This window comes from Streptomyces sp. NPDC003011 (assembly GCF_053591515.1).
On record NZ_JBSFTY010000021.1, the window covers coordinates 20,472 to 41,158 of the forward strand.

20 protein-coding genes and 1 pseudogene are annotated in these 20,687 nt (G+C 73.9%); 15 read left to right on the top strand and 6 right to left on the bottom strand.

Annotated features, from left to right (window positions below; translation table 11 throughout):
* Positions 1-69: 69 nt before the first annotated feature.
* Together ACWD0J_RS13470 and ACWD0J_RS13475 are read right to left on the bottom strand one after the other, a co-directional pair.
* Positions 70-843 (bottom strand): sulfite exporter TauE/SafE family protein, encoded by a 774-nt coding sequence (locus ACWD0J_RS13470; protein WP_451495922.1) that lies wholly within the window; start codon positions 841-843, stop codon positions 70-72.
* A 125-nt stretch (positions 844-968) separates the two neighbouring features.
* The gene (locus ACWD0J_RS13475) at positions 969-2,156 is read right to left on the bottom strand and encodes a thiolase family protein (RefSeq protein WP_451495923.1); all 1,188 of its coding nucleotides are present in this window, start codon (positions 2,154-2,156) and stop codon (positions 969-971) included.
* Between the two features lie 135 nt (positions 2,157-2,291).
* Here ACWD0J_RS13475 and ACWD0J_RS13480 point away from each other — a divergent pair, with 135 nt between their 5' ends.
* The 10 genes and pseudogenes from ACWD0J_RS13480 (at position 2,292) to ACWD0J_RS13525 (ending at position 10,251) form a co-directional block, all read left to right on the top strand.
* On the top strand, positions 2,292-3,101 hold the full coding sequence (locus ACWD0J_RS13480; protein WP_451495924.1) for an alpha/beta hydrolase: 810 nt from the start codon (positions 2,292-2,294) through the stop codon (positions 3,099-3,101).
* A 65-nt stretch (positions 3,102-3,166) separates the two neighbouring features.
* Positions 3,167-3,424 (top strand): WhiB family transcriptional regulator, encoded by a 258-nt coding sequence (locus ACWD0J_RS13485; protein ID WP_451495991.1) that lies wholly within the window; start codon positions 3,167-3,169, stop codon positions 3,422-3,424.
* Positions 3,421-3,903, top strand: coding sequence for a Dps family protein (locus ACWD0J_RS13490; protein ID WP_451495925.1), 483 nt, complete (start codon positions 3,421-3,423; stop codon positions 3,901-3,903). The genes ACWD0J_RS13485 and ACWD0J_RS13490 overlap by 4 nt, the downstream gene beginning before the upstream one ends.
* 43 nt (positions 3,904-3,946) lie before the next feature.
* The gene (locus ACWD0J_RS13495; RefSeq protein WP_451495926.1) at positions 3,947-4,279 is read left to right on the top strand and encodes a DUF3140 domain-containing protein; all 333 of its coding nucleotides are present in this window, start codon (positions 3,947-3,949) and stop codon (positions 4,277-4,279) included.
* Positions 4,280-4,303: 24 nt separating this feature from the next.
* A pseudogene (locus tag ACWD0J_RS13500) lies at positions 4,304-5,010 on the top strand (hypothetical protein); the annotation flags it as partial.
* A 196-nt stretch (positions 5,011-5,206) separates the two neighbouring features.
* Positions 5,207-6,007 carry an SAM-dependent methyltransferase gene (locus ACWD0J_RS13505; RefSeq protein WP_451495992.1) on the top strand — a complete coding sequence of 267 codons (801 nt, stop codon included), beginning with the start codon at positions 5,207-5,209 and terminating at the stop codon, positions 6,005-6,007.
* Between the two features lie 240 nt (positions 6,008-6,247).
* Positions 6,248-6,616: a DUF4333 domain-containing protein gene (locus tag ACWD0J_RS13510; RefSeq protein ID WP_451495927.1), complete on the top strand. Its 369-nt coding sequence runs from the start codon at positions 6,248-6,250 to the stop codon at positions 6,614-6,616.
* A 20-nt stretch (positions 6,617-6,636) separates the two neighbouring features.
* Positions 6,637-7,320 (top strand): ABC transporter ATP-binding protein, encoded by a 684-nt coding sequence (locus ACWD0J_RS13515; RefSeq protein WP_451495928.1) that lies wholly within the window; start codon positions 6,637-6,639, stop codon positions 7,318-7,320.
* A gap of 34 nt (positions 7,321-7,354) precedes the next feature.
* Entirely contained in the window at positions 7,355-9,370 is a 2,016-nt protein-coding gene (locus ACWD0J_RS13520) for an FtsX-like permease family protein (RefSeq protein ID WP_451495929.1), read from the top strand.
* Between the two features lie 158 nt (positions 9,371-9,528).
* Complete coding sequence (locus tag ACWD0J_RS13525) at positions 9,529-10,251, top strand: response regulator (protein ID WP_451495930.1); 723 nt, start codon at positions 9,529-9,531, stop codon at positions 10,249-10,251.
* 42 nt (positions 10,252-10,293) lie between these two features.
* Here the strand turns inward: ACWD0J_RS13525 and ACWD0J_RS13530 are convergent, their stop codons facing one another.
* The gene (locus ACWD0J_RS13530; protein WP_451495931.1) at positions 10,294-11,703 is read right to left on the bottom strand and encodes a cytochrome P450; all 1,410 of its coding nucleotides are present in this window, start codon (positions 11,701-11,703) and stop codon (positions 10,294-10,296) included.
* 210 nt (positions 11,704-11,913) lie between these two features.
* Between ACWD0J_RS13530 and ACWD0J_RS13535 the strand changes: the two genes are divergently transcribed.
* The 3 genes from ACWD0J_RS13535 (at position 11,914) to ACWD0J_RS13545 (ending at position 13,803) form a co-directional block, all read left to right on the top strand.
* Positions 11,914-12,219 carry a hypothetical protein gene (locus ACWD0J_RS13535; RefSeq protein WP_451495932.1) on the top strand — a complete coding sequence of 102 codons (306 nt, stop codon included), beginning with the start codon at positions 11,914-11,916 and terminating at the stop codon, positions 12,217-12,219.
* Between the two features lie 53 nt (positions 12,220-12,272).
* Positions 12,273-13,085, top strand: a complete 813-nt coding sequence (locus tag ACWD0J_RS13540) for an SAM-dependent methyltransferase (protein WP_451495933.1) — start codon at positions 12,273-12,275, stop codon at positions 13,083-13,085.
* Positions 13,086-13,275: 190 nt separating this feature from the next.
* Positions 13,276-13,803 carry an NUDIX hydrolase family protein gene (locus ACWD0J_RS13545; RefSeq protein WP_451495934.1) on the top strand — a complete coding sequence of 176 codons (528 nt, stop codon included), beginning with the start codon at positions 13,276-13,278 and terminating at the stop codon, positions 13,801-13,803.
* A 23-nt stretch (positions 13,804-13,826) separates the two neighbouring features.
* Here ACWD0J_RS13545 and ACWD0J_RS13550 read toward each other — a convergent pair whose 3' ends face one another.
* A complete protein-coding gene (locus ACWD0J_RS13550) occupies positions 13,827-14,153 on the bottom strand; it encodes a DUF2218 domain-containing protein (protein ID WP_451495935.1) in 327 nt (108 codons plus the stop codon).
* A gap of 401 nt (positions 14,154-14,554) precedes the next feature.
* Positions 14,555-16,384: an ABC transporter ATP-binding protein gene (locus tag ACWD0J_RS13555; RefSeq protein ID WP_451495936.1), complete on the bottom strand. Its 1,830-nt coding sequence runs from the start codon at positions 16,382-16,384 to the stop codon at positions 14,555-14,557.
* 393 nt (positions 16,385-16,777) lie between these two features.
* Between ACWD0J_RS13555 and ACWD0J_RS13560 the strand changes: the two genes are divergently transcribed.
* The gene (locus tag ACWD0J_RS13560) at positions 16,778-18,001 is read left to right on the top strand and encodes a hypothetical protein (protein WP_451495937.1); all 1,224 of its coding nucleotides are present in this window, start codon (positions 16,778-16,780) and stop codon (positions 17,999-18,001) included.
* Positions 17,998-18,516 (top strand): hypothetical protein, encoded by a 519-nt coding sequence (locus tag ACWD0J_RS13565; RefSeq protein ID WP_451495938.1) that lies wholly within the window; start codon positions 17,998-18,000, stop codon positions 18,514-18,516. The genes ACWD0J_RS13560 and ACWD0J_RS13565 overlap by 4 nt, the downstream gene beginning before the upstream one ends.
* 12 nt (positions 18,517-18,528) lie before the next feature.
* Here the strand turns inward: ACWD0J_RS13565 and ACWD0J_RS13570 are convergent, their stop codons facing one another.
* On the bottom strand, positions 18,529-20,652 hold the full coding sequence (locus ACWD0J_RS13570) for a tetratricopeptide repeat protein (RefSeq protein WP_451495939.1): 2,124 nt from the start codon (positions 20,650-20,652) through the stop codon (positions 18,529-18,531).
* Between the last annotated feature and the right edge of the window lie 35 nt (positions 20,653-20,687).

The following is a 20,687-nucleotide window of genomic DNA, read 5'->3' on the forward strand; positions in this document are numbered from 1 at the left end:
CGAAAGCCTACGAGGTCCCAGGCTGCTTCAAACCGGCTCAGCGGCTCAGCGGCTCTGGAGATCAGCGGATCAGCGGATCAGGAGCTGTACGCCGCCCACCACCGTCGCCGCGATCACCAACCGCTCGAACAGTCGCTGGTTGATCCTGCTCACAGCCCATTTCCCGAGGAAGGCGCCGGGCACGACGAACGCCACGAGCGCCGCGTCGAGGAGCAGCGAACGGCCGTCGATCAGTCCGAGGCCGACGCTGAAGGGCACCTTGGAGACGTTGACGATCAGGAAGAAGAAGGCGGAGGTCCCGAGGAAGCCGAGCTTGCGGAAGCCCGCGGAGAGGAGATACATCGACATCACCGGGCCGCCCGCGTTGGCGACCATCGTGGTGAAGCCGCCGAGCACGCCGTACGAGCGGGCCTTGGCCCGGCCCCTCCGGCCGGCCACCGTGTCCGGCTCCTCGTCCGCGTCGGCCGTGCGGCGGCGCCACACCGTCACCCCGGCCATCAGCAGCAGGATCGCGCCGATCGACGTCCGCACCATCCCGTCGTCCGCCCACATCAGGAACACCGTGCCGACGACCACGCCCACCGCGACCGCCGGGAACAGCCGCCACAGCGTGGGCCAGTGGGCGTGCCGGCGGTAGGTGAGCACGGCGAGCACGTCCCCGGCGATCAGGACCGGCAGCAGGACGCCGGTGGAGGCGCGGGCGGGCAGGACGGCCGCGAAGACCGCCAGGCTGACCGTGTTGGCCCCGCTCACGGCGGTCTTGGAGAAGCCGACGAGCAGGGCGGCGAAGGCCAGGGCGGCGAACTCCCAGCCGGTGATGTGCCAGAGGGTCATCGTGTTCATGCGAAGACCGATGCTATGTGCGGGGATGCCGGGCCCGTAAGGAGCGTCTCGCCTGATGGCCCGTGTCGTACGGCACCGGTGTCGCCGCCGCCGTGACCGCCCCGGCTGCCCTGGTCGCCGACTGGTCAGTGCCGTTCGACGAGGACCGCGCTCCCTTGCCCCACCCCGACGCACATGGTGGCCAGCCCCCGGCCCGCCCCCGTTCGCCGCATCCGGTGCAGCAGTGTCGTCAGGATGCGGGCGCCCGAGCAGCCCAGCGGGTGGCCGAGGGCGATGGCGCCGCCGCTCGGGTTGACCAGGTCCGGGTCGATGCCCAGCTGGTCCACGCACGCGAGGGCCTGTGCGGCGAACGCCTCGTTGAACTCGGCCTCGCCGAGGTCGCCGACGCTCCAGCCGGCGCGGGCCAGCGCCTTGCGGGTGGCGGGAACCGGGCCGATGCCCATCACGTCGGGGTGGACGCCGGCCGAGGCGCCGGCCACGTAGCGGCCCAGGGACTCCAGCCCGAGGTCGTTGAGGGCCTCCTCGCTGACCAGGAGCAGTCCGGCGGCGCCGTCGTTCATCGGGGAGGCGTTGCCCGCGGTGACCGTGCCGCCCTCGCGGAAGACGGGCCTCAGCCGGGCGAGTTTCTCCGCCGAGGTGTCCTCGCGAATGCTCTCGTCGCTGTCGACGACCACGCCGTCAGGGCGTTCCACGGGCAGCAGTTCGTCGTCGAAGTGGCCGTTCTTGCGGGCCTGCGCGGCCAGCTGGTGACTGCGCAGCGCGAACGCGTCCTGCCGCTCGCGGGTCACGCCGTACCGGCCGGCGACCTCCTCCGCGGTCTCGCCCATGGCCAGCAGGCCGTGGAGTTCCCTCATCGCGGGGTTGACCAGGCGCCAGCCGAGCCGGGTGTCGAAGGTCTCCATACGGGACGGCAGGGCCTCGTCGGGGCGGGGCAGGACGAAGGGGGCGCGGCTCATCGACTCGGAGCCGCCCGCGAGCACGATGTCGGCCTCGCCCGCGGCGATGGCGCGGGCCGCGGTGGTGACGGCCTCCAGGCCAGAGGCGCACAGCCGGTTGACCGTGGCTCCGGGCACGGACTCGGGCAGGCCGGCCAGCAGCGCGGCCATGCGGGCGACGTTGCGGTTGTCCTCGCCGGCCTGGTTGGCGGCGCCCCAGTAGACGTCGTCGACGCGGGCGGTGTCGAGCGTGGGCACGTCGGCGACCAGGGCGCGGATCACAGACGCGGCGAGGTCGTCGGGACGTACGGCGGACAAAGCTCCGCGCAGTCGGCCGATGGGGGTGCGGCGGGCGGCCGCGAAGTGGACGGGGCGCACGGCAGGCTCCTGACCGGCATCGCCGGGCATCGGGGGACGGACACTTTAATTAGCGGTGCTAGTTTTTGACTATAGACCCGTCGCCCGCCCTCTGGGAAGATCCCCGGGACGCACACCGACCCAGCCGGAGGGGACATGGCCGACTCCCGTGAACACGTCCTGCCGGGAACGCGGGGCCCGGTCGGCGCCCGGGAGTGGCCGGCCGAGCGGCCGGGGTACCTCGCCCTCGTCGTCCATGGCTACGGCGAGCACGTCGGCCGGTACGAGGAACTCGCCGGGGTCCTGGCGGCGCACGGCGCGGCCGTGTTCGGGCCCGACCACATGGGACACGGGCGGTCGGCGGGCGAGCGGGTGCTGATCGAGGACTTCGAGGACGTGGTCACCGACGTGCACACCGTGGCCCGGCTGGCCCGAGCGGCCCACCCGGACGTACCGCTGGTGATGATCGGGCATTCCATGGGCGGCCTGATCGCCGCCCGCTACGCGCAGCGGTACGGCGGCACGCTCGCCGCGCTGGTGCTGTCCGGGCCGGTGATCGGCGCGTGGGAGCTGCCGGGACGGCTGCTCGCCCTCGACGAGATCCCCGACACCCCCGTCAGCCCGGCCGCGCTCTCCCGCGACCCGGCGGCCGGGGCGGCGTACGCGGCGGATCCGCTGGTGTGGCACGGGCCGATGAAGCGGCCGACGGCACAGGCGTTCGTGCGGACCCTGGAGACCGTGTCCAGAGGTGGTGACGTGGGCCGGCTGCCGCTGCTGTGGCTGCACGGCGAGGAGGACCGGCTGGTGCCGCTCGCCGGGAGCCGGGCCGGCGTCGAGGCGCTGAGCGGAGGCCGGCTGACCGAGCGGATCCGCCCGGGCGCCCGGCACGAGGTGTTCCACGAGACCGACCGGACGCAGGTCTTCGCGGAAGTGACCCGCTTCCTGGACGAGGTGCTCAGGAGCTGAGGCGCCACCCGTGAGGCGGCGGCGCCCGGTGTTTGCACCAGTTCGCCCTGGGCACCCGCGCCGCCATGGAGTGGTTGCGCAGTGCCGCCTGCGTCGGAGAGGACCCCGAGCTGTTCTTCCCCGTGGGCACGACCGGACCGGCGCTGCGAGACATCGCGGCCGCCAAACGCGTCTGCGCCCGCTGCCCGGTGAGCACCCCCTGCCTGGCGTTCGCGCTGGACACGGGGCAGACCTCGGGCGTGTGGGGCGGGACGGGCGAGCAGGAACGGGACGCGCTGCTCCGTACCGCCAGAGAAGAAGCCAGAAGGGGAAGCATCGTATGACTGTCGTGAAGAGCACGATTCCCGAATCGTCCCGCCAGGTGGTCGCGGACGCGCTGCAGAACACCCTGGTGGATCTCATCGGACTGTCCCTGATCGGGAAGCAGGCCCACTGGAACCTCGTGGGACCGCGCTTCCGCTCGATCCACCTGCAGCTCGACGAGGTCGTGACGGCCGCCCGCGAGTTCTCCGACACCGTGGCGGAGCGCTCCGCCGCGCTCGGCCTGCCGCCCGACGGCCGGCCGGAGACCATCGCGTCGGCGTTCACCCTGCCGAGCCCGAAGGACGGCTGGGTGCGGGACACCGACGTCGTCGAGGTGCTGGTCGAGTCCCTGGGGGCCGCCATCGCGCGGCTGCGCGAGCGGATCACGGCGACCGACGAGGCCGACCCGGTCACCCAGGACCTGCTGATCTCGATCACCGCCGAGCTGGAGAAGCAGCGCTGGATGTTCGACGCGGAGAACTGGCCCAAGGACGCCTGACCGGCGCCCGGCCGAGAACCCGTACGCACAGAAGGGGCCTGTGATGACCGACGCCCTCGAACTCGACGCGCTGTGGGAGGACTTCCACCGCGTGGTGAACATGACCTCGCAGGAGCTGGCCGCCTGGCTGCGGGTCAGCGAGGCCGGCGAGAACGCGGAACCGCTGCCGGAGCACGCGGGCACGCCCACGGGACAGCACGTCCTGGGGATCCTGCAGAAGCGGCGCACGGACCTCACCGACGACGACATCAGCGTGATGTACGAGGTCGTGGACACCGTCACCGAGCAGACGGACGTGGCGAACGAACCCGAGGCCGAGGAGACGTGCCGCCGGCGGCGACTGATGACGATCGGCCACGATCCGCTCAAGCCGTGAGCGACTCGGAGCGCGCCGTACGGGGAACTCCTCGGCGCGCACGGGCGGACGTTCGCTGAGAAGGCCGGCATCCCGCTCAAGAACGCCCCGCAGCCCCTGTACCGGCTGCTCGTCCTGGCCGTGCCGCTCTCTCAGCGCCCGGACCCGCGGCTCGGTCGCCGTGGCCGCCGCCCGTGCCCGGCACGAGGCGGGGCCGCGCGACCCGCGCCGGATCGCCGAGGCGAGCCGGCGGGAGCGGGCGGGAGCGGGCGGACGCACTGGACCGCGGCGGCTACCGGAGCTACCGGCGCTATTGGCGCTATTGGCGCCACGACGAGCGGAACGTGCGGGCAACTCGGCGACGGCGCGCGGCTGTTGACCGAGCGGAGGTCGGGGCGGAGATCCGCGGCGGGGCGGAGACCTGCGGCGGCCGCGGGCGGCGGTACACGGCGACGTGGCCGGATCGCGCCGCCTGCCGCGGGAGATGCCCGGCCCCGGCCCCGGCCGACGGGCACCGGCATCTCCCTGCGCGAGGTGCGGCGGATGCGGCCGGACGTGGAGCCCTTTTCCGACGAGGCCGCGAAGGTACCGACGGACGCCCCGAACGGCTCGGTCTGCCGGGCGATCGGGGGCGGCCGGCCGAGCCGGCCGAGCCGGTCGGGGACACCGAACCCGCCCTGCCGGCCGCCGCGTTGGCGCGTACGGCGCTGGACCGGCAGGTGGCCGAAGAGTGTCTGCGCCACGCCGCGTGATCGTGCCAGACTGCTCGCACGCCCTGCCGCGATACCGCGCGGGCCAGTCGAGCGGAGGGAGCACCGCGTGCCCGGGACCGAGCCGACCGTCGACCGGTCCGAGGGGGACGGGTCCGAAGGGGACGGGTCCGGCACCCGGGGAAGCGCTACAGGTGCGGCCCGGACCGCAGCCACACACCGGACCGGAAGCCACCGGATCGTCCCCACCACGATCGACACCACCACGCCGCATCCGGCCCGGGTCTACGACTGGTTCCTCGGCGGCAAGGACAACTACCCGGTCGACGAGGCGCTCGGCCGGCAGATCATGTCCATCGACGACGGCGCCCCGCGAGCGGCCCGCGCCAACCGCCGGTTCATGCAGCGGGCCACGCGCCGCCTGGCCCGGGAGGCGGGAATCCGCCAGTTCCTCGACATCGGCACCGGCATACCCACCGAGCCCAACCTCCACCAGATCGCCCAGTCGGTCGACCCGGCCGCCCGCATCGTCTACGTCGACAACGACCCGATCGTCCTCGCCCACGCCGAGGCCCTGCTGCGCGGCACCTCCGAGGGCGTGACGCGGTACCTCCAGGCGGACGCGCGCGAACCGGACACCATCCTCGAACACGCCCGCCGCATCCTCGACTTCGACCGGCCCGTCGCCCTGTCCCTCATCGCCCTGCTGCACTTCGTCGCGGACGAGGACGGCGCGTACGACATCGTGGCGACCCTGGTCGACGCGCTGGCACCGGGCAGCTGTCTGGTCCTGTCCGTGATGACCGCCGACTTCGAGCCGGAACAGGTGCAGCGGGGCATCACCGCCTACGCGGCGGGCGGAGTGACGCTGGTGGCCCGCTCGCAGGCCGAAGTGGGCGGCTTCTTCAAGGGACTCGACCTGATGGAGCCGGGGATCGTGTCGGTGGCCCACTGGCATCCCGCCCTCGGCCCAGACGGCGTGTCCCCCGACGGGGAAGGCCCCGTGTCGCTGTACGGCGGGGTCGGCCTCAAGCCCTGACCGGCCACCGGCCACCGGGTCCGGGGCTCCGGTCACCGAGTCCGGGGCTCCGGGCCCCGGTGAGATTCACCGCGCGCTCTCCGCGCGTTCTCCGTCTGCCCGCGCCACGGCAGCGCCCTCGGCCGAACGGCCGAGGGCACGCCCGCCGGCGGTGGCCGTACGGCCGAGGCGCGCGCCCTGTGCAGCGGGCGAGGGTGGAGCCAGTTCCTCCACCCTTCGCCCAGCCCTCAGGAGTACGTGATGCAGCGCAGGTTCCTCGTCGGCGCCCTCGGCGGTGCGGTCGCTGTCACGGCCGTGTTCGCCGTCGGCACCCATCTGCTGTCCGGCACCGAGTCGACCACCGGTCTCGACCGGCACGACACGGTGAGCGTCGGCGGCCACAAGGCCCTCGCGGGCACCATCGTCGCGGCCCGCACCCAGAGCAAGTACCACCCGCTCCCCTGGGTCGGCGACAAGGTCACCGACGTCACCTGCCCCACCGGCCTCAAGGCCGTCGCCGGCGCCACCCTCACGTGCACCGGCACGAAGAGCGGCGGCGCGGCCGTCGACATCCCCGTCACCGTGGTCCGGGCCACGAGCGATTCCGTCACCTGGACCTTCGAGCGCTGACCAGAGGACCACGGCACATCATGAACACTGTTCTGGCCGGTCACGGCCTGGTGAAGACGTACGGTTCCACCACCGCGCTGGCCGGCGTGGACGTGGAGATCGGCGAGCGCGACTCGCTGGCGATCATGGGCCCGTCCGGGTCCGGCAAGTCCACCCTGCTGCATCTGCTCGCCGGGATCATCCGGCCCGACGGCGGCCAGGTGCTGCTGCGCGGGGAACGCGTCGACCAGCTGGGCGAGAACCGGCTGAGCGCCCTGCGCCGGACGCACTTCGGGTTCGTGTTCCAGTCCGGCCAGCTGCTGCCGGAGCTGCCCGCCGAGGAGAACGCGGCGCTCCCCCTGATGCTGCGGGGCATGCCCCGCCGGCAGGCCGTCCGGCAGGCCCGCCGCTGGTTCGCGCCCCTCGGCCTCGACGGGCTGGAGGGGCGCCGGCCCGGCCGGCTGTCCGGCGGCCAGGCCCAGCGGGTCGCCATCGCCCGGGCCCTGGCCGTCGAACCGGACGTGGTCTTCGCCGACGAGCCGACCGGCGCGCTGGACCAGACCACCAGCACCGAGGTCGTCCGGCTGCTGACCTCCGTCACCCGCGACCAGGGCGCCGCCCTGGTCATGGTCACGCACGACGCCGACGTCGCCGCCCACTGCGACCGGATCCTCCAGGTCCGGGACGGCCGGATCAGCGGCCACAGCCAGTACACCGTCGCCTGACCTCCCCCGCGCCCCGAGCTCCCGGAGATATCCGATGCGTTCCCCCGTCCTCCCCCTGACCTGGCACCTGGCCCGGTCCTCCGGCCGCCGCGGCCTGCAGAGCCGGCTGCTGGCCGCCGGGGCCGCCGCCGTCGGCGCGTTCGTCCTGCTGCTGATGACCGCCGCCTGCCTCGGCGCCGGCGCCCGCGCCGACCGCACGACCTGGCGCACCCCCGACGCCGTGCCGGCGCACCGGGCCACCGCCGTCCAGGCACTCGCCACGACATACGTCCGCCACCAGCCCGTGACCGTCGTCTCGCTGGCCCGGCTGCCCGGCCGCGAGGCGACCCCCGCCCCGCCGGGCCTGCGCGCCTTCCCCAAGAGAGGCGAGGTGTACGTCTCCCCCGCCCTGGCCGACCTGATGCGGGAGCTCCCCGCGAACCAACTGGCCGACCGCTTCCCGAAGGTGAGGCCGTACGGCACGATCGGCGCCGCCGGTCTCGCCTCGCCCGGCGAACTGGTCGCCGTGGTGGGCCGGACACCGTCCGACCCCGCCGTCTCCAAGGCGGCCGAGGGCGGTGTCTCCTGGTACGACGAGGGGCAGGCCGCGCGCGCCCCGGTCGCCGGGTTCGCCGGGCCGCGGGCCTCCCTGTTCACGACGTTCGACCGGGGGACGGTGCTGCTGGGCGTGGCGCTGCTGGCGATGCCGGTGGCCGTGCTGTCCGCGGCGGCCGGGCGGCTCGGCGCGGCCCGGCGCGAGCAGCAGCTGGCCGCCCTGCGCCTGGCGGGCGCGACACCCCGGCAGATCCTCGCCATGACCGCCGTCGAGACGGCGGCGGTCGGCGCCGCGGGAGCCCTGGTGGGCGCGGTCGCCTACACGGCCCTGCTGCCCGCGCTGGCCGAGATCCCGTACGGCGTCGGCGACTGGTACACCCGTCAGCTGTGGGTGGGCCTGCCCTGGCTGGCCGCCGTGGTCGCGGGCGTCACCCTGCTCCTCACCGTCAGCGCGGTGTCGATGCTGCGCCGGGTGGCGGCCTCGCCCCTGGGAGTCGCCCAGGAGGCGGACCCGCGCCGCACCCGCTGGATCCGGTTCGCCCTGTTCGCGGCGGCTCTGCTGTACATCTGGCGGACCGCGGGCGGCGGCGGGCTGACCGCCCGGCAGGCGCTCGTCCTGCTGTTGCTGTTCCACGGCACGTTCTGGCTGTTCGGCCCGTGGGTCGTGGACCGGCTGGGCCGGATCGTGGGCCGCTTCGCCCGCCGCCCGGCGACCCTGCTGGCCGCACGCCGCCTCACCGACGACCCGCGCGGCGCCTGGCGCACCGTCAGCGGCCTGGTGCTCGCCGGGTTCGTGGCCGGGTTCTTCTCCGTCAGCCACCTGACCATGGACGGGGCGCGGTACGAGGGCCAGGTCAGCCTGATCACGGCGGACGCCGCCGACGCCCGGCGCACCGCCGCCGAGGCCCGTACGCTGCTGGCCCGCGCGGGGGTCACCGCGACCGTCACCACCCCGGGCGACGACGACCTCGACAACCTGCTGGGCGGCAACCCGGGCGTGGTCGCGTACGTCTCGGGCGGTACGGAGCGGGTGGACACCGCCGTCACCGTCCTCGCCTCCGTCGCGCCGGGCCCGCCGCTGTACACCGAGGACTACGCGACGGCGAACGACCGCGCGGTCACCGACCGCATCGCCGACGTCAGCACCGCCACCCTGGCCCTGAGCTTCCTCCTCGCCACCGCCTCCGCCGGCCTCACCGCGGCCGCGAACGTCCTGGACCGGCGGCGCGTGTACGGCCTGCTGCGGCTGGCCGGCACCCCACTGAAGGTGCTGAACCGGGCCCGGGTCCGCGAGACGGTCCTCCCCCTGGTCGTACTGGCCGGCGGCACCACGGGGATGGGCGTCTACGGCTCCTACCAGCTCAACAAGGCGGCCGACGTCGGGATCGACACGACCGGCGCCCTGCGGCTGGCCGCCTGTGTGGCCGTCGGCGCGCTGGCCATGCTGGCCGCCGTCGGTGCCGGCGGACCGCTGCTGCGGAAGGTGACGGCCGATCCGGCCCGGACCGCGGAGTGACGACCCGCGCGCGGGGACGGCCCGTCATCCCCGGTTAGGCCGTCATCCCCGGCAGGCCGTCATCCCCGGCAGGCCGTCGCCCCCGGCAGGCCGTCGCCCCCTGCTTCCGCCGCGGCCTTGCGCGCGGTCCCGTCCCTCCCCTGAGGCATGATCGAGCCATGACGAGCCCCACCCCGGCCGCTCCGCCCGCCCCGTCCGGCGCACCCATCCGTGTCCTCATCGCCGACGACCAGGACATGGTCCGCACCGGCTTCCGCTTCTTCCTGGACGCCCAGCCCGACATCACGGTGGTCGCCGAGGCCGCCGACGGCGAGGAGGCGGTGGCACTGGCCCGCAGGCTCCGGCCGGACGTGTGCCTGCTGGACATCAGGATGCCGAGGCTGGACGGGCTGGAGGCCACCCGGCTGCTGGCCGGGCCGGAGGTCGCCGACCCGATGCGGGTGGTGGTGGTCACCACCTTCGACCTCGACGCGTACGTGTACGGGGCCCTGCGCGGCGGCGCGTGCGGGTTCCTGCTCAAGGACTCGGGGCCGGCCCTGCTGGCGGAGGCGGTCCGCGCCGCCGCGGCCGGCGACTCCCTGGTGTCGCCCTCGGTCACCGTCCGCCTGCTCCGGCACCTCACCGAGACCCCTCAGCCGGCCGCCGCCCGTCCCGCACCGCTCGCCGAGTCGCTCACCGAGTCGCTCACCGACCGCGAGCTCGACGTGGTCCGCCTGGTCGCCCTCGGCCGCACCAACGCCGAGATCGCCGCGGAGCTGTACATCTCCCTCTCCACCGTCAAGACGCACCTGTCCAGTGTCCAGCTGAAGCTGACGGCCCGGAACCGCGTGGAGATCGCGGCCTGGGCATGGCAGAACGGACAGGTACGGCCCGCACCGTGACGGCCGTTCAGGCGTACGGCGCGGACGGCGCGGCGCCGCGGCTCAGCCGCCCGAGCGGATGAGCCCGGTCAGGTACCGCCACAGCGACGACCGCCGCTTGGCGGCCATGTCCGGTACGTCCGCCGCGGGTGTCGCGGCCTCCTCGAACACCGGCGCCACCGGCACCGGCCGCGCGGCCAGTTCGTAGCGCACCGGCAGCGAGCGCAGTCCCCGCATGAACGGCGAGGAACGCCAGGGCAGTTGGTCGACCGGGAGAGCGAGTTCCAGGTGCCCGAACCGCTCGAAGAGGCGGCTGACGCCGGCTGAGGCGATCGTCGACGCCAGCTCGCGGGCGGGACACTGGCGGCGCCCGGCACCCCACGACAGGTGCGCCCGGCTGCTGATGGTGGAGGAACCGGGTGCCATCTGTCCGGCGAAGAGGGGGTCGGCGTGCGCGGCGGCGGCGGAGACCCACACGGGGTCGCCGGCGTGGACGGTGTAGTTCCCGAGCTCGGTGTCCGCGGCCGCGAACCTCGGCACGAAGTTGACCAGGGGCGGCTTGCGCATCACGACCCGGTTCATGGTCTCCCGGATCATCCCGGCGGACAGGGCGGTGCGCACCCCGCCCTCGCGCTCGCCGGAGATCACCTCGACCACGGTGTTGGAGATGAGGATGCCGACGTGGTCGGAGGTCATGCCGAGCAGCATGAAGAGCTCGCGGGCCAGCTGTTCGACCGAGAGGTCGGGGTGGGCGGCCAGCAGCAGGGAGGGGAAGTCGTTCCCCGGCCGCTCGACCTTGGCGGCGGCCAGTTCCGTGAGCGTCCCCAGCAGGCGTTCCAGGGCGGGTTCCGCGTCCGGGCCCGCGTCCAGCACGCGCCACATGTCCATCAGGGCGTCGTCGCCCTGCGAACCGGGGAAGCCGAGCAGATGGCTCGCCGCCATCAGCGGGAGCGGGCGGGAGAACTGCGCCGACAGGTCGGCCAGGCCGGTGCCGCCGCCCTGCGCGAGGAGCGTGATCAGCTCGTCGGCGTAGACCGTGACGGCCGATTTGAGCCGCTTGGCCTGGGGGTGGCGCGGGTCCTGGAACGGGCGCAGGGCGACGTCCCAGGCGGTGCGCAGCGGGCGGTAGCCCGGACCTCCCTGGATCAGCACGTGGTTGACCTCCAGGGAGGGGCCGAGCGGCCAGTCGGCGGGAACCCGGCCCTCCGACCGGGCCCGCCAGTTCTCCAGGCCCTTGGGCCAGGCCGCGTCGTCCTGCAACACCTCCAGCGACTCGCGGTAGCCCAGCACCAGCCACGCGGGCACACCGAGCAGGTCGACCGGCGCGACCGGGCCGTGCCGTTGGCGCAGCCGTTCGTAGACGAGCGCGGGCCGCGTCTCGTAGTCCCGGGTCAGCAGGGGTTCCGGCGCCAGCGCCTCCAGCCGCGCACCTCCCGCCGCCGACTCCTCTTCGTCGACCAGGTGGAATTCCATGGTTTGCCGCCCTCTTCGACACCGCCTGTAGCGGTCCGCAGCCTGTGCGTGGTTGCGGACCGGGGGGACCTTACCTCAGGCGTCACATGCGTCACACCCCCGGGGTACTCACCGGTAGCAAGAAACGCGCCCGTCAACGGCGCGCGGCGGCACGCGCCGGGGCGGACCGACGGCCGTTCCGGGAGCGCGCGTCGAGCTGGGCGGTCCCCGGTGGGTGCGGCAGGCCCGCCCCTGCACCAGCGCGGGGGTCCGGGCGCCTCGAACGTCGCCGCGTCGCCCGCGGCGGGGGCGGCGGAGGGGTCGCGGGCCGCCGCGCCGGTGCGCCGGTGCGCCGAGAAGTCCCCGGTGCCCTCCGCCCGGCTCGCCGAGGCGGGCGCGCGGGCCGCGCTCACCCTGGACGTCGTCGCCGGGCAGCCGCGGCTGACGGACGTGCCGGCCGGGCGCACCCCCGCCGCGGACCCGCGCGGCATCGGCCGACCAGCCCGTCCGCTGCGGCCGTTCCCGGGACAGAACTGATCTTCGGACGGCACAATGGCGGCGAAGGCCGAGGCGCGAGAAGGAGCACAGACGTGAGCGACAGCCACACCCCCTCAGGCACGTCGGCGAGGCTGAACACCGGTGTGGCGCACAACGCGCGCGTGTGGAACTACTGGATCGGCGGCAAGGACCACTACGAGGTCGACCAGCAGGTCGGCGAGCACGTGGCCGGGATGTTCCCGGTCATCCGGGAGATCGCCCGCGCCGACCGCTGGTTCCTGGGCCGCGCGGTGCGGTTCCTCGCCGAGGAGCGGGGCGTACGGCAGTTCCTCGACATCGGCACCGGGCTGCCGACGGTCGACAACACCCACGAGATCGCCCAGCGGATCGCCCCCGACTCGCGGATCGTCTACGTCGACAACGACCCCATCGTGCTGGTCCACGCCCGCACCCTGCTCACCGGCACCACCGGCGGTGCCACCGCCTACATCGACGCCGACGTGCACGACCCGGACACCATCCTGGAGCGCGCCGGACAGACCCTGGACTTCACCCGGCCGGTCGCCGTGATGATGCTGGGCATCCTGAACTTCGTCCTCGACACCGACAAGGCCCGGGACATCGCCCACCGCGTGATGGCCGCGCTGCCCTCCGGCAGCCATCTGGCCCTCACCCACCCCACCTTCGACGCCGACCTCGGCGGCGAGGGCCAGATCCCGGCGATGAGGTTCTGGAACGAGAACGCCACCCCGCCGATCACCGCCCGCAGCCGTGCGGACGTCGCCGCCTTCTTCGACGGGCTGGAACTGCTGGAGCCGGGTCTGGTGTCGTGTTCGCAGTGGCGCGCGGAGTCCGGCTCCCCCGCCGTGGTGCCGCAGTTCGGCGCGGTGGCCGTCAAACCCTGACGCGTGCGCCGGCCCGGCCGCACGTCGATCCGGGCCCGCCGAGGAGGACGGACGACCACGCGCGTGCACGGCGGACGGACTGAGCCTGCCGGACGCCCCGCGGATCACCGCACGGGCCTCAGGTGACAACGCTCACCAGGTCTACCCCTTTTCCGCCACGTCCTGAAAGTATGATCAAGCAATGTCTGACATGACCGATACCACGCCCGGTTGGCTGAGTTCCGACGAGCTCGAGTTCGCGCGCGCCCGTATGCCGATCCTGTACGTCGAGGCCGTGCCCGTGCGCGTCGACGACAGCGGCGAAGTCACCAGCATCGGAGTCCTGCTCCGCATCGGTCCGGACGGCACGGTCAGCCGGACCCTGGTGTCCGGCCGGGTGATGCACCACGAGCGCGTCCGGGACGCTCTTCTGCGCCACCTGGAGAAGGACCTCGGGCCGGTCGCCCTGCCCCACGTGCCGGCCTCCCTCCAGCCCTTCACCGTGGCCGAGTACTTCCCGACCCAGGGCATCACGCCGTTCCACGACCCGCGCCAGCACGCGGTGTCGCTCGCCTACGTCGTGCCGGTCACCGGTGACTGCCGCCCCCGGCAGGACGCCCTGGACCTGGACTGGTTCAGCCCGCAGGAGGCGCTGTCGCCGGCGGTGCAGAGCGAGATGCCGGGCGGCCACGGAGTGCTGCTCAAGCAGGCGCTGGCGCACGTGGGCTGCGTGATCTGAGGCACCGCCGGCGGTGCGGGCCGTCAGTCGGTGTCCTTGCGCTGCGTGGTGCCCGGCTCACCGGTGTCACGCCGCCACTCGACCACGAGCTCGTCCTTGGTGCCGAAGCGGACCAGATGACGGCCGACGACGTCTTCCAGGCGGTCGAGGTGTTCGGCCTGCGACTCCACCGAGAGCAGCAGGGCACCCTCGGTCGCGGTGAGGGCGCCCGTGCCGTCCTGGAAGACCAGCTTGCCCTCGCCGCTGTCCTCGTCCCAGCTGGTCTCGCTGCGGCGGCCTAGGTGGGAGGCGAGCTGCTTGGCGTAGCGGTGCGGGCGGTCGGTGGCGACGCGTGCTTCGGAACGGGCCATGGTGAGCTCCTGTGATCGCGGTGCGGTACGAGTCGATGGTGCCGCGACCCGGTGCCGCTCTAGCCCTTTCTCCACCGGTCCCACACCGCGAGGCAGGGATGCGGCCGCCGTGTCGGCGAGGGTCCCCGCCGCGTCCCCGCGTCCCCGCGTCCCCGCGTCCCCGCGACGAAGGTGACCGGTCCGGCGTCCGCTGCCGAGGCGTGTCAGTCCGCTTCCGTCAGTCCCACGGCCCGGGCGGCGGGACGGTCCCCGGCGCGGGAGGGCGGAGCGTAGGGACGAGCGGGATCGGCGGTCCCGTCGGCGAGCGGTACGACGCGACAGATCATGGTCCGGTCGTACCCGCGCGGGTACGGCGGCCTACGGCGTCCGTCCGGGGCGGGGCCGGGCCACCGGACCCGCGTTCAGCGCAGGTCGGCCCGCGCGGAGCTGTCGTCGGCGGCGGTGTCGTCCAGGAAGCCGCCCGACTGGTGCTGCCACAGCTTCGCGTAGGCGCCGGCCGAGGCGAGCAGCTCCTGGTGCGTGCCCTGCTCGACGATGCGTCCGCGGTCGAGGACGACGAGCCGGTCCATGGTGGCGACCGTGCTCAGCCGGTGCGCCACCACGAGCGCCGTCCGCCCTTCCATGAGCCGCCACAGCGCCTCCTGGACGAGGATCTCGCTCTCGGAGTCCAGGGCGCTGGTCGCCTCGTCGAGCAGCAGGATCGGCGCGTCGCGCAGAATCGCCCGGGCCAGGGCGACCCGCTGGCGCTGTCCGCCGGACAGCTTGACGCCGCGCTCGCCCACCATGGTGTCGAAGCCGTCCGGCAGCGCGTCGGCGAACTCCGTGACGTGCGCCGCGTCGGCCGCGCGGCGGATCTCGGCGTCGGTGGCGTCCGGCCGGGCGAACGCGATGTTCTCCCGCAGCGTGCGGTGGAACATCGCCGGGTCCTGCGGCACGTAGGCGATCAGGCCGCGCAGGTCGGCCTGGCGCAGCCGGCTGATGTCCTGCCCGCCGATCAGGATCCGGCCGGCGTCGATGTCCGTCATCCGCAGCAGCAGCCGGCTGAGGGTGGTCTTGCCCCCGCCGGACCGGCCGACGAGACCGATCTTCGTCCCGCTGGGCACCACCAGGTCGAGACCTTCGAAGAGCGTGTCCGCGCCCGCGTGGGCGAACGTCACCCGCTCGAAGCGGACGTCGGCGGCCTGGGGCGGCAGCGGCTCCGGCGTCACCGGGTCGAGCACGGTCGGCTGCGCCAGCAGCAGCTCGGTGAACTGCGCGGCCTCCGTCATCGAGCTCTCCAGGCGCCGGTAGATCTGGTTGAACTCGAACATGATCCGCGTCGCGTTGCTGTAGTACGCGAAGGCGACCACGACGGCCTCCACGCCCAGCCTGTCCCCGCCGAGCGTGACCGCGAGCAGCAGGCCCAGCGCGTTGGTCAGCACGGACATCGGCGCGACCAGCGTGTCGATGCGCAGGTTGCCGTAGTCCCACGACCTCAGGGTGAGCCGCCGTGACACCGCGACGCGGGAGCGGTGCTCGGCGGCCTCGCGTTCCTCGGCGGCGAACGCCCGTACCGTGTCCATGTTCATCAGGCTGTCGGCGACGTGGCCCGACACCCGGGCGATGGCTTCCTCGCGCTCGTCGACGAGCGCCTGCCGGCGCCGGATGAGGGGTGTCACGCACAGCGCGGTGAGCGCGATCATCGTCAGGAGCCCGACGACGAGCAGCGGTTCGTAGCGCCACAGCACCACCGAGCCGAAGAGCAGCGGCACGAAGCTGCCCACGACCTGGAACGTCAGCGTGTCGACGAACTCCTCGAAGCGGGAGGCGAAGCTCAGCACCCGCTTGGTCAGCGACCCGGCGAAGTTGTCGTGGAAGAACGCGGCGTCCTTGGCGAACAGCTCGTCCATGCCGATCACGTACAGGTGCTCGATGCCCAGGGCGTCGAGGCGGTTGAGGCAGTGCACGCCGACGCGCCACAGCGCCTCCGCGAGCAGGAGGACACCGGCGAAGCCGAGGACGTAGGGCAGCGTGGAGCGAAGGGCGATGCCGGTGTCGCCGGCGATCCGGCCGACCAGCTTCGCGACGACCAGCGGCGCGATGTAGTGGATGCCGATGTTGCCCAGTGCCGACAGCAGCATCGCGGGCACCGCCCAGCGCCGGAGCCGGGCCAGCTCCCGTCCGTAGTGGCGCAGGGCGAGAAGCACCGCACCCCTGCGCGGTGGTCCTGCGCGTGATCCAGGCGTTCCCATCCCCACCCCGTGGTGTCGTACGGCTGCGGGCGAGCGCCTCGCCCGCTCGTTCTCCGGCGGGCGCCGGGCACGACGACGCAGCCCGCGCGTGGTTCGCGTGGACGTGGTCGTGCGCGTACGGCAGGCCGGAAAGGGCAGTGTCCCGCGGCGGCGCCCGTACAGTCCAAGCGTTTTCCCTCAGCCGCCGGCCGGCCGCATCCCGGCCCTCACGCGGCTGCGCGGGGGCCTGCCGCCGCCCCCGCGGACGCGGCGCGGCCTCCTGGCCACCGCCCGCCGGCGGGACGGCCGCTGCAAGGTTTCCGCAAGGCGGTGGCAAGGCTTCCGTCCATCGCGCGGGGCAGGACGCCCGGCAGAAGGGGCCGAATCCGGCCCGCAGGGACTACGGGGGACATCATGTCGGCGTTGCGGGAGTGTACGGAACCGTCGGTCGAGGAGCGCGAGTGGCTGACGCTCGCCGAGCGCAAGAGGGTGCTGGTCGTCGTGCACACCCTCACCTACGGAAAGCGGCTGGTCGACGTCCTGTCGCTGCTGGAGGCCGACTTCAGGGTGCAGGTGGTGTTCACGGCACCGCCGCACGTCTTCGGCGACGAGGTGCCGCGCTTCCTCGCGGGGCTGGGCGGCGCGGTGCTGCCGTGGGACGAGGCGGTACGGATGACGTTCGACCTGGCTCTCGCGGCCGGACCGCGCGGCGTGGAGAGGATCTCCGCCCCGCTGATCACGCTGCCCCACGGGGCCGGCTATCTCAAGCGCCTGGTCTCGGCACCGCACCCGGGCGTGGCCGGGCTGCGCAGGCAGGACCTGGTCCCCGGCGGCCGGCTGCCCGCCGCCGTGGCCGTGCCCCACCACGCCGAACTGGCCGACCTGGAACGGCACTGCCCGGAAGTGCTCCCGCTCGCCCATGTGGTCGGCGATCCGGCGCACGACCGGATCGCGGCGAGCCTGCCGCTGCGCGCCGGGTACCGGCGGGCCCTGGGCCTCGCGGACGGCGAGAAGCTGGTGGCCGTCGTCTCGACCTGGGGTGCGCGCTCGTCCTTCGGCGGGTTCGAGACGCTGCTGCCCCGGCTCATCGCCGAGTTGCCCGCCGGACCGTTCCGGCCGGTCATCCTCGTCCACCCCAACGTGTGGTCGGGGCACGGTCCCTGGCAGGTCAGGGCCTGGCTGGCGCGCTGCGGCGAACTGGGCATCGCGCTCGTACCGCCGGAGGCGGACTGGCGCGCTGTCCTGATCGCCGCGGACTGGATCATCGGCGACCACGGTTCCGTGACGCTGTACGGCACGCTCACCAAAGCGCCGATCCTGCTGACCGGTTCACCGGCGCGGGAGATCAACCCCGCCTCGCCCGCCGCCGCCCTCGCCGTGACCGCGCCGGCGCTCTCGCCCACCCACCCGCTCGTCGGCCAGCTCCAGTACACCGCCGCGGAATACCGCCGGGAGGAGTACGCGGCGATCGCCTCGCGCATCACCTCGGAACCCGGCCGCTTCAACCGCAACATGCGCAAGCTCATGTACCGCGTGCTGGGACTGGGCCAGCCCGCCCACGAGCCGCGGACGGTCCCCTTGCCGGCGCCGCCGCCGCTGGACACATGGGTGCGAGGGCGGCGGGAGGTTTCGGCGTGACGCGCTTCGTCGCCGTCCGGCTGCGGGCGTCGCCGCCGCACCCCTGCGGTCCGCCGTCGGACACCCCGCCGGACCTGTCGCTCCGCATACGGTCGGCGGGGAGGCATCACGACGTGCTGGCCCGGGTCGGCCTCACGGTGCCCGGCGGGCAGCCCGGCACCGACGGACGCGTGTCCGGCGCGGACGTGCACTTCGCCGTGGACGCCGGCCTGTACCCCGGCACCCGGTGGCCGGCGTGTGCCGATGTGCTGCACGACCGGCACCCGCGCCCCTTCGTCGACACGGCGCGCCTGCTGAGCCGCCTCATGGCCGCCCATCCGGGATGCCGCCTGGCCGCGGCGCCGCTGACCGGGGGCGGCTGGGCGGTCGCCGAGAGGACGAGCCGGACGGTCGTGCCCGTGGCCGCGCACGTCCCGCCGGACCGGCCGCTGCTGGCGTCCTGTCTGCACGCCTGGCTGGTGGCGGGACACGCACTGCGGGACATCGAGGACGTGCGCGTGCTGGACGGCACGTGACGCCCGCGGTGCCTACGATCCCCGGAGCCGGCGTGCGTCCGCCGGGCTGGTGGCCGCGTACAGGGCGAGTGCGCGGGCGTGGAACTCCGCGGCTGCCGCGTCCTCGCCCCGTTCGCGTGCCGTGTCGCCCAGCATCTCCAAGGTGCGTGCCTGCCAGTGGACGGCGCCGGACGCGGTGAACACCGTGAGCGCCTCGCCCAGTTGGGCGGTACCCGTGGCGTGGTCGCCGGCCCGGGCCCGGGCCCGGCCGAGGAGGGCGAGGGCCCGCGCCGCGTCGTGCGGGTCAGCCACCGACAGGAGCCCTTGCCGGGCCTGGGCGAAGCAGGCGACGGCCCGCTCGGGGTCCTGCTCGGCGAGGGCGATCTCGCCGAGGACGATCCGGGCGAGGGCCACCCCGCGCGGGTAACCGCACTCCTCCCAGGTCGCCGCCGCGCGGTTCAGGTGCGCGACGGCTTCGGCGAACCGTCCCGCCTCGTGGTGGCAGCCGCCGAGTCCGAGCAGCGCCTGCCCCTCGTCGCGTGCGTCGCCGGCGTCCCGGGCCGCGGACAGGGACGCCGTGTACCAGGCGGTGGCCTCGTCGATCCGGCGGGCGGCGCTCAGACCGATGGCCCCGGAGTTGAGCATCTGCCGTTCGGCCTCCCGGTGTCCGTGGCTGCGGGCGGCTTCCAGGCCGATGCGGTGGGCCTCGATCCACAGGTCGTAGTGGCGCATCCTGAGGAACAACGGCCACATGGCGTCCACCAGTTGCCAGGCGGTGGCGTGCCAGCCGCGCTCGGCGGCCAGGCGCAGGACCGCCATGAGGTGGGTGCGCCGGTCGTCCAGCCAGCCGAGGGCGCCCCGGTCGTCGGTGAAGGGAGCGGGCAGCGGGGACGGGTGCGCGTAGGTGCGCGGCAGGGTGAACTGGATGGGGGTGATGCGGCGCTGGGCCTCGGTCGCCGTCTGGACGTACCAGTCGGCGACCCGCCGCAGCGTCCGTTCACGGTCCGCCTCGGTGTCGGTCGCCATCGCCCGGTCGCGCGCGTGGACCCGGACCAGGTCGTGGAAGCGGAACGCGTCCGGGCCGATGTCCTCCAGCACATTGGCCTCGACGAGTTCGTCCAGTCGGCGTTCGGCCCATTCCAGGGACTGCGCGCAGGCCGCGGCGGCCGTGCGGGAGTCGACGTCGGGCAGGGGCAGCAGGCCGAGCGCCCGGTACATCCGGGCGGCCTCCGATGTCAGCACCGCGTACGACGCGTCCAGTGCCTTGCCCACGGTCGCCTCCCCCTCGACTTCCAGCGCGGCCAGCCGGCCGGCATCCGGTGCGAGCGCGTCCGCCAGTGCGGCGACGGGCTGTCCGGGGCGGGCGGCGAGCCGGGCGGAAGCGAGGCAGACCGCGAGGGGCAGGCCGGCGCAGAGGTTCACCACCTGGCGGACCGCGGGCAGTTCGCCGGACACCCTGCCCTCGCCGACGCCCCGGATGAACAGCTCCACCCCGGCGGCGGGACCGAGCGCCCGCAACCGGTGGAACTCCGCTCCGTCCAGGCGCAGGCCCGTCAGCCTGTGGCGGCTGGTCACGACGACCAGGCCACCGGGACCGCCCGGTAACAACGGCCGGATCTGTGCCGCGGTGAAGGCGTTGTCCAGCATGACCGCGATCCGCAGGTCCGCGGTGACGGACCGCCACAGTGACGCCTGCTCCGCCAGGTCGTCGGGCACCGCCCAGGCACCGAGCGCCCGCACGAACCGGCCGAGGATCTCGCCCGGGGCCGCCGGCCCGTCCGCCCCGTGACCGCGCAGATCGGCGTACACCTGCCCGTCGGGGAAGGCGGATGCGTGGTGCCGCAGCCATCGGGAGACCAGGCTGGTCTTGCCGATGCCGGCCGGGCCGTTGACCACGATCAGCGGCTGGCGGGAACCGGGGTCCGCGTGCCGCGTGAGCAGCCGGTCCAGGGCGGCCAGTTCGTCGTGCCGGTCGGTGAAGTGCGGTGGTACGGGCAGCAGTTGGCGTGGTGTCGGCGGAGGCGGTGGCGGGGCGGTCTGGACCTGGATACCGCCGCGGATGTCACGGGCCTGGACGGTGGGACCGTAGAACCGGGCGGAGCCGCCGATGGTGTTGCCGCTCTGTCTTCCCAGGTCGTCCTTCCGCGCCTCACCCATACCGCTCGTCCCCCTCCGACCGGTTGCCCACTCCC

Coding starts and splice junctions, on each gene's coding strand:
- ACWD0J_RS13545 (WP_451495934.1), top strand. CDS start 13,276: ATGACCGATACCACGCCCGGTTGGCTGAGTTCCGACGAGCTCGAGTTC.
- ACWD0J_RS13485 (WP_451495991.1), top strand. CDS start 3,167: ATGGAGTGGTTGCGCAGTGCCGCCTGCGTCGGAGAGGACCCCGAGCTG.
- ACWD0J_RS13555 (WP_451495936.1), bottom strand. CDS start 16,384: ATGGGAACGCCTGGATCACGCGCAGGACCACCGCGCAGGGGTGCGGTG.
- ACWD0J_RS13520 (WP_451495929.1), top strand. CDS start 7,355: ATGCGTTCCCCCGTCCTCCCCCTGACCTGGCACCTGGCCCGGTCCTCC.
- ACWD0J_RS13515 (WP_451495928.1), top strand. CDS start 6,637: ATGAACACTGTTCTGGCCGGTCACGGCCTGGTGAAGACGTACGGTTCC.
- ACWD0J_RS13550 (WP_451495935.1), bottom strand. CDS start 14,153: ATGGCCCGTTCCGAAGCACGCGTCGCCACCGACCGCCCGCACCGCTAC.
- ACWD0J_RS13570 (WP_451495939.1), bottom strand. CDS start 20,652: ATGGGTGAGGCGCGGAAGGACGACCTGGGAAGACAGAGCGGCAACACC.
- ACWD0J_RS13495 (WP_451495926.1), top strand. CDS start 3,947: ATGACCGACGCCCTCGAACTCGACGCGCTGTGGGAGGACTTCCACCGC.
- ACWD0J_RS13530 (WP_451495931.1), bottom strand. CDS start 11,703: ATGGAATTCCACCTGGTCGACGAAGAGGAGTCGGCGGCGGGAGGTGCG.
- ACWD0J_RS13560 (WP_451495937.1), top strand. CDS start 16,778: ATGTCGGCGTTGCGGGAGTGTACGGAACCGTCGGTCGAGGAGCGCGAG.
- ACWD0J_RS13470 (WP_451495922.1), bottom strand. CDS start 843: ATGAACACGATGACCCTCTGGCACATCACCGGCTGGGAGTTCGCCGCC.
- ACWD0J_RS13490 (WP_451495925.1), top strand. CDS start 3,421: ATGACTGTCGTGAAGAGCACGATTCCCGAATCGTCCCGCCAGGTGGTC.
- ACWD0J_RS13480 (WP_451495924.1), top strand. CDS start 2,292: ATGGCCGACTCCCGTGAACACGTCCTGCCGGGAACGCGGGGCCCGGTC.
- ACWD0J_RS13510 (WP_451495927.1), top strand. CDS start 6,248: ATGCAGCGCAGGTTCCTCGTCGGCGCCCTCGGCGGTGCGGTCGCTGTC.
- ACWD0J_RS13525 (WP_451495930.1), top strand. CDS start 9,529: ATGACGAGCCCCACCCCGGCCGCTCCGCCCGCCCCGTCCGGCGCACCC.